We start from the raw sequence: 6,426 nt of genomic DNA, 5'->3' as shown, positions 1-6,426 counted from the left end.
GGTCCTGGCAAATCCGCATTTTTAAAATGGTTTCTTGAGGCTTGTTACTTTCTCAAAATTCAGATATTTAATTAAAAAATACCTTGCCAAAGTTCTCGCTCGGACGGACTTCACTCGGACGCAACTGTTGCGTGGACGGACTTGTCAATTTCTTGGATAAGTCTGCATAAAAACGATATACATAAATCCTTCTCTATTTGGTTTCGACGGACTTAAAAAAAGAAACCATTTTAAAAGAGTTCGGGAAATCTATCAGTGATCTGCGACAAGACCAAGGGTTTGCGCTGCAACACGTTTGCTAACAATATGTATAATCTATACTGTCCGATTTTCCGTCGGAAAATCTACGTATATTTAGAATGTAATCGTACGGCGGGAAATCCTACGGATTTCAAAACCGTACAGATCATACATTAGCCGTTAGCAAACATATTGCCATAAAATTATATCGGTTCGCAATTAACCTGAATATTAAAAAAAAAAATAAGAGTTGGGTCCTGGCAAATCCGCATTTTTAAAATGGTTTCTTGAGGCTTGTTACTTTCTCAAAATTCAGATATTTAATTAAAAAATACCTTGCCAAAGTTCTCGCTCGGACGGACTTCACTCGGACGCAACTGTTGCGTGGACGGACTTGTCAATTTCTTGGATAAGTCTGCATAAAAACGATATACATAAATCCTTCTCTATTTGGTTTCGACGGACTTAAAAAAAGAAACCATTTTAAAAGAGTTCGGGAAATCTATCAGTGATCTGCGACAAGGCAAAGGTTTGCGCTGCAACACGTTTGCTAACAATATGTATAATCTATACTGTCCGATTTTCCGTCGGAAAATCTACGTATATTTAGAATCTTATCGTACGGCGGGAAATCCTACGGATTTCAAAACCGTACAGACCATACATTAGACGTTAACGGTAATAAGCTATTAAAAAATTAGGGCAACTTCGGGGCTTTACCATTTTTTGCTTTTTACCTTATATTTTCTTCTCGGTTCGTAAGTTGTAACGTTTATCTGAAAAGCAAAAAATCTACGGTTCTTGTATTTTAAGTACGTCCCGTTCTTATGGTTCGGGCTTAAAAAAGAGCAGCTTTCGGGGCTTTTTCCTTTGCCGCCAGCACGCAATCTGTACGCAATCGTTATGTGGACGGACAGTTGGATTGTCACTATTTGTTCAGGTCTTTTAAGTTGACCATATGATGTCCATGTCCGCCAAAGTATGTCGGTGGATGGAAAATGCGGCAAAACTACGGGTATTGTCCCTTTGGCTTGTCCTTGGGGTCTGGTCCGCCCCGCTCAATACCGCTAACAGTACCTATAAGTAATGCCGGGCTTGCTGTTTTGTAAAATGGTTTGTCTATATTTATAAAGTCGCCAAATCAGTTTGATTTGGCATTTGAAAACATAAAAATAAAACGCAAACAAAATGTTTTGGCTTGGTGTTTTAAAGTAAGTACGGTACTTACTTGTTCAGCACTACTCATAGCTTTGGCGTTGTAGGTAATGCGAAAAAACACCTGAACTACAAACAAACTTCCTCAATTTGACAAATGTTCATTTTCTAACTTTTCTCGGATTGACGAAATTAAATATTCCCGATTTTCTGTTGCTTTTTCTAAAAAATCTTTTCCAGCTTCCGTTTTATCATCATAAAACCCACCCCAAACAATCATATCAATCAGAACAGGGAGCATATCAATTCCCTTCTTGGTAAGACTGTATTTTATTCGTGACTTTTTAACGTCATCCTCGCCTTTGGAAATGATTTTATTTTCTTCCAACATTTTCAACCTATCGCCAAGGACACTTGTTGAAACCTTTTCATCGGACTCGAAAAATTCATTGTAATGTCTTTTACCTTTGAACATTAAATCTCTGATTATTAACAAAGACCATTTATCACCGAAATGTTCCAGCGTGAAATTTATCGGACAATGTGAGCGTACTTTCATAAGACAAAGATAAAAAATATTTTCGTTTAACTTGGTTTTTCAAAGTTAATTCATAACTTTGCTTCGAAATTGCAAGTTAAATTAATAATTATAAAAATAGAAACAATGGAAAAATCACCAATGGAAGTATTTCAAGCATTTGGACAGGGCTTGATGTCAGACACAAATTCTTGGAAAGAAGTCGTCTCAAATGATATAACTTTTAACGGACCAGTAGATAAGACGAAAGGATTAGATGCTTTTGCTAAATTGAACGAGAGCTTTATGCCAATGATGAAGGGAAATGAAATGAAACAGATTATAGAATCTGGAAATTTCGTAATTACTCAAGTATTAATGAATATTGAAATGCCTTCTGGCAAGAAGATGGAATTAGATATGACAGAATGGTATGAAATCAAGAACGGCAAGATTCAGAATATCAAGGTGTACTCCGATGCGGAGGAATTCCGAAATGCCGTAAAAGCCCTCTAAATATGGGTTATGATGAACATATAGGTGACCGAATAAGACATATCCTAAAATCTAAAAGAGTCGACTTTTACGATAAAAAAATGATGGGTGGACTTGTTTTTATGGTCAACGAAAAAATGTGTTGCGGAATCCATATCGACAAAAAATATGGTGACAGCTTGTTAATGGCAAAAATTGGAACAGAAGCCTATGAAATGGAAATCGAAAAAAATGTATGTTTACCGATGGACTTTACAGGCAGACCTATGAAAGGCTATATTTTCATCATTCCAGAAGGATTTGATATGGACAAAGATTTGGAATATTGGATTGAAAAAGCATTGGATTTCAACAGAACAACGGAATGAGCACTACCTACAACAATGTATAAAAATAATAGCGGCTTTGGTGATTAATCGAAGTCGCTTTTTTATATTTACAGTCTGTCCTGAATGGAAAGTTTAGTGCTTCAAAATCCGCTACTATTCTTATACGAGACCGTTAGCAAACATTAAATCCACGACTAAAAAGAACCTAAATACTTTAAATTAATATTTATGAAACAACATATTTTTCTATTACTTATTTTATTTTCATTTACGCAAGTTATATATGCTCAAGACTTGGTAATCAACAAAGGCTCTGATTCATTTAAAATAGAAGGGATTGGCAGCCATCGAGCAGATTCTATAACTATTTTCTATCATAAACCTGAAAATTTTACTCGAAATTCAAAAATTTTATTGGTCATTCCTGGTGCGGGTAGAAATGCAGATGATTATAGAGATTCTTGGATTAATGCATCAGAAAAATATAGTGTTCTTGTTATTTCACCTTCCTACTTAGAAAAAGAATACAATTATGGTGATTATCACCTTGGAGGAATTGTAAAAGACTTAGACTTATCGAAAGGAATTTCATTCAAAAAAAGCACAAATCAAGTACATATTGACGAAAACGTGATTGAATTTAATGTAAACGATAATAGAGAAGATTGGATTTTTAATGATTTTGATAGAATTTTTAAACATGTCAAAAAAGCCACAAAATCAAAACAAAAAAAATATGATATTTTCGGGCATTCTGCTGGCGGACAAATACTACATCGATTCGCACTATTCTGCCCTAATTCAAAAGCTGATAGAATACTAGCTTCTAATGCAGGCACGTATACACTACCAGACTACAAAACAAACTTTCCGTTTGGGATGAACAATGTACCTATACCAGAAAAAAAGCTGAAAAAATCTTTTAAAAAGAAACTCATACTATTTCTTGGAGAACTCGACAATGATTCCGAAACCAGAGGTAGAATGTTAAGGTCAGAAACTGCAGATATCCAAGGTACGAATCGACTTGACAGGGGGATGAACTTTTATAAGACAAGTGAAAAATTATCAAAAAACTCTGGAATGGAATTTATTTGGAAGATTGAAATAATCCCTAACGTAGGTCACGATAAAAATAAAATGGCAACGGCAGCTGCTGACTACTTATATAGGCAAAAATAAATTAAGAAAAACGTTTGCTAACAATAGTAACCGTTGCACAAGTCGTTGATCAGAAACAAATACAAACGATATAAGCCTCTTTAAGGGACTTTTTTTTATGCTAAGCTAGTAGTTGAACGTGAATTTTCCGTGCGCAGGAGAAAGGCTTTAAAAAGTAAAGCATCTAAGAACAATCATTACAAACCCCGGTCAGCACACAATTTGCATTTTGCACCTCATAACCATTTGGAACTGAATACGCAACAGGTACTTGCAAACATTCGATGGTATCGCATAATAGACACCTAAAATGAAAATGATGGGTAACAACTTCTGAAGGATTATCACATTTTTCGCAAATAGCAAAATACTGTTTTCCGTCTTCCGCAACAATCTTATGCACTATACCATCCTCACAAAACCTATTTAAAACCCTGTAGATGGTTGCTCTATTTATTTTAATATCAAGTTGCCTTTCAATGGCATCTTGACTTAATGCTTTTTTAGAAGTTGAAAGCAAATTCAATATCGCTTCTTTTGTAGGCGTATTTCTTCTATTCATATTTTATTGCGAATAAGTTGCAATAATACAAAAAGATTGTATTTTTGACAATATTTACTAATGCGACATATTTGCATTAAATATCATAACCAAAAGAGAAACAATAAAATCAATTGGAGTTATAGGTGCAGTGCTAACACTAATTAAACCACTTACGCTCCTTGCTAAATACAATCACAAAATGGACAAAAAAGAATTTGAAGTCATCATAATAGGTGGTAGTTACGCGGGACTATCAGCAGCAATGGCATTAGGTCGTTCACTACGAAAAACATTGGTAATCGATGCAGGAAAACCTTGTAATCGTCAAACCCCACATTCACATAATTTTTTAACGCAAGACGGCAGTACGCCAAAAGAGATATCAGAAATTGCCAAAAGTCAAATAACTACTTATGACAGTATTAAATTTTATGACGGACTTGCAGTTAGCGGAAAAAGAAAAAACGGTGCATTCGAAATCTCCACCTTAAAAGGAAACAAATTTACTGCAAAAAAAATAATATTTGCAGCAGGAATTAATGACCTAATGCCCAATATTAAGGGCTTTTCTGAATGCTGGGGAATATCTGTTGTACATTGCCCGTATTGCCATGGCTACGAAATTAGAAACAAAAAAACAGCTATTATTGCCAATGGCGAAAGAGCATTTCATCTTGCTTCTTTGGTGAATAATCTTACCAAAGAAATAGCAATAATTACTTCGGGAGCAAAAGACTTTGAAAAAGAACAGCTCGAAAAATTAAAGCAACACAAAATACAGATCATTGAAAAAGAAATATCAAGCATTAAACACCGAAACGGTCATGTAGAAGACATTGTTTTTAAAGATGGTAGTACTGAAAATTTTGAATGTGCCTATGCCGCTATTCCTTTTGAGCTAAACTCAAACATACCTAAAGAGCTGGGTTGCAATCTTACAGAAGACGAGCTTATTGAAGTTAATTTTATGCAACAAACGACACAAGAAGGCATTTTTGCTTGTGGGGATAATAGTTCTATGATGCGTTCTGTAGCATTAGCTGTTTCTAGCGGAAACATTGCTGGAGCTGTTGTTAATGGTGAACTTACAAAAGAAAATTTTTGATATGGTAGAAGTGTTTATGACCAACGTAAAATCGGAAATTCTATCCATAGAAATTATTCAATTTTTAAAAATTCAATATCCGCACCTAAAAATCAATTTTGATTTGGAAGATTTCAACAAACCCTATCCGTGTGGGCATTCCATTTTAAGATGTGAAGGAGAAATAGTAGACACAAATGCAATCGTCTTACAGCTTAAAAACAGAGGGATTAAATGTAAATTACTAGAAGATAAAATTTGTTCATAATATGGCAGAATTCTGGGAAAATGCATTTAACAACAGGCAAGAAATGTGGGGAATGACACCTACAAAATCTGCTCAATTAGCTACTGAAATCTTTAAAAAGAATGGTATAAAAAACATATTAATTCCCGGCATTGGATACGGCAGAAATGCAAAACCATTTTTAGATAACGGAATACATGTAAGCGGTATAGAAATTTCTAAAACTGCCATAGAACTTGCACATAAACATTACGGAGAAAGATTGGACATCTTTAATGGCTCTGTTACTCAAATGCCTTTTAATGATAAAAAGTATGAAGGCATTTTTTGTCATGCCCTCATTCATTTATTGGACTACCAAGAAAGAAAAAAACTGATAAAAGATTGCTATGATCAACTTATTGAAAACGGATATATGATTTTTACCGCGGTAACCAAACAAGCACCTGAATATGGAAAAGGTGAATTATTGGGGAAAGACCGCTACGAAGTTCATAAAGGAGCAGCTATATTCTACTACGATAAAGAATCGGTGAAAAAAGAGTTTGAAGCATACGGACCTCTTGAAGTTATAGAAGTGACCGAAAATCAACCAATGTACCTTATTAAGTGTAAAAAAAAAGATTAAAAAACGACTAGAGACATTATTCAGAT

General features: G+C 34.7%; 8 protein-coding genes. 6 read left to right on the top strand and 2 right to left on the bottom strand.

Annotated elements, in window-relative coordinates:
- Positions 1-1,540 precede the first annotated feature (1,540 nt).
- Positions 1,541-1,954 (bottom strand): winged helix-turn-helix transcriptional regulator, encoded by a 414-nt coding sequence (locus tag DCS95_RS19910; RefSeq protein WP_116772552.1) that lies wholly within the window; start codon positions 1,952-1,954, stop codon positions 1,541-1,543.
- 105 nt (positions 1,955-2,059) lie between these two features.
- Here DCS95_RS19910 and DCS95_RS19905 point away from each other — a divergent pair, with 105 nt between their 5' ends.
- The 3 genes from DCS95_RS19905 (at position 2,060) to DCS95_RS19895 (ending at position 3,918) form a co-directional block, all read left to right on the top strand.
- Positions 2,060-2,428 (top strand): nuclear transport factor 2 family protein, encoded by a 369-nt coding sequence (locus DCS95_RS19905; protein WP_164674254.1) that lies wholly within the window; start codon positions 2,060-2,062, stop codon positions 2,426-2,428.
- Between the two features lie 2 nt (positions 2,429-2,430).
- Positions 2,431-2,775 (top strand): TfoX/Sxy family protein, encoded by a 345-nt coding sequence (locus DCS95_RS19900; protein WP_116772550.1) that lies wholly within the window; start codon positions 2,431-2,433, stop codon positions 2,773-2,775.
- A 189-nt stretch (positions 2,776-2,964) separates the two neighbouring features.
- Positions 2,965-3,918 (top strand): hypothetical protein, encoded by a 954-nt coding sequence (locus tag DCS95_RS19895; protein WP_116772549.1) that lies wholly within the window; start codon positions 2,965-2,967, stop codon positions 3,916-3,918.
- 163 nt (positions 3,919-4,081) lie between these two features.
- Here DCS95_RS19895 and DCS95_RS19890 read toward each other — a convergent pair whose 3' ends face one another.
- Positions 4,082-4,459: a Fur family transcriptional regulator gene (locus tag DCS95_RS19890; RefSeq protein WP_116772548.1), complete on the bottom strand. Its 378-nt coding sequence runs from the start codon at positions 4,457-4,459 to the stop codon at positions 4,082-4,084.
- Between the two features lie 181 nt (positions 4,460-4,640).
- On the opposite strand from DCS95_RS19890, the gene DCS95_RS19885 reads away from it, so the two are divergent.
- The 3 genes from DCS95_RS19885 to DCS95_RS19875 are packed head-to-tail and all read left to right on the top strand — an operon-like array spanning position 4,641 to position 6,400.
- Positions 4,641-5,546, top strand: coding sequence for an NAD(P)/FAD-dependent oxidoreductase (locus DCS95_RS19885; RefSeq protein ID WP_116772547.1), 906 nt, complete (start codon positions 4,641-4,643; stop codon positions 5,544-5,546).
- 1 nt (position 5,547) lies between these two features.
- Entirely contained in the window at positions 5,548-5,793 is a 246-nt protein-coding gene (locus DCS95_RS19880; RefSeq protein WP_116772555.1) for a hypothetical protein, read from the top strand.
- 1 nt (position 5,794) lies between these two features.
- Complete coding sequence (locus tag DCS95_RS19875; protein WP_116772546.1) at positions 5,795-6,400, top strand: class I SAM-dependent methyltransferase; 606 nt, start codon at positions 5,795-5,797, stop codon at positions 6,398-6,400.
- Positions 6,401-6,426 lie beyond the last annotated feature (26 nt).

Source organism: Maribacter litoralis (genome assembly GCF_003075045.1).
Lineage (GTDB): Bacteria > Bacteroidota > Bacteroidia > Flavobacteriales > Flavobacteriaceae > Maribacter > Maribacter litoralis.
This window is presented reverse-complemented; position numbering and strand designations above follow the sequence as displayed.

Excerpts from the sequence above, each read along its gene's own strand:
- DCS95_RS19910 (WP_116772552.1), bottom strand. The coding sequence starts at position 1,954 with ATGAAAGTACGCTCACATTGTCCGATAAATTTCACGCTGGAACATTTC.
- DCS95_RS19905 (WP_164674254.1), top strand. The coding sequence starts at position 2,060 with ATGGAAAAATCACCAATGGAAGTATTTCAAGCATTTGGACAGGGCTTG.
- DCS95_RS19900 (WP_116772550.1), top strand. The coding sequence starts at position 2,431 with ATGGGTTATGATGAACATATAGGTGACCGAATAAGACATATCCTAAAA.
- DCS95_RS19895 (WP_116772549.1), top strand. The coding sequence starts at position 2,965 with ATGAAACAACATATTTTTCTATTACTTATTTTATTTTCATTTACGCAA.
- DCS95_RS19890 (WP_116772548.1), bottom strand. The coding sequence starts at position 4,459 with ATGAATAGAAGAAATACGCCTACAAAAGAAGCGATATTGAATTTGCTT.
- DCS95_RS19885 (WP_116772547.1), top strand. The coding sequence starts at position 4,641 with ATGGACAAAAAAGAATTTGAAGTCATCATAATAGGTGGTAGTTACGCG.
- DCS95_RS19880 (WP_116772555.1), top strand. The coding sequence starts at position 5,548 with ATGGTAGAAGTGTTTATGACCAACGTAAAATCGGAAATTCTATCCATA.
- DCS95_RS19875 (WP_116772546.1), top strand. The coding sequence starts at position 5,795 with ATGGCAGAATTCTGGGAAAATGCATTTAACAACAGGCAAGAAATGTGG.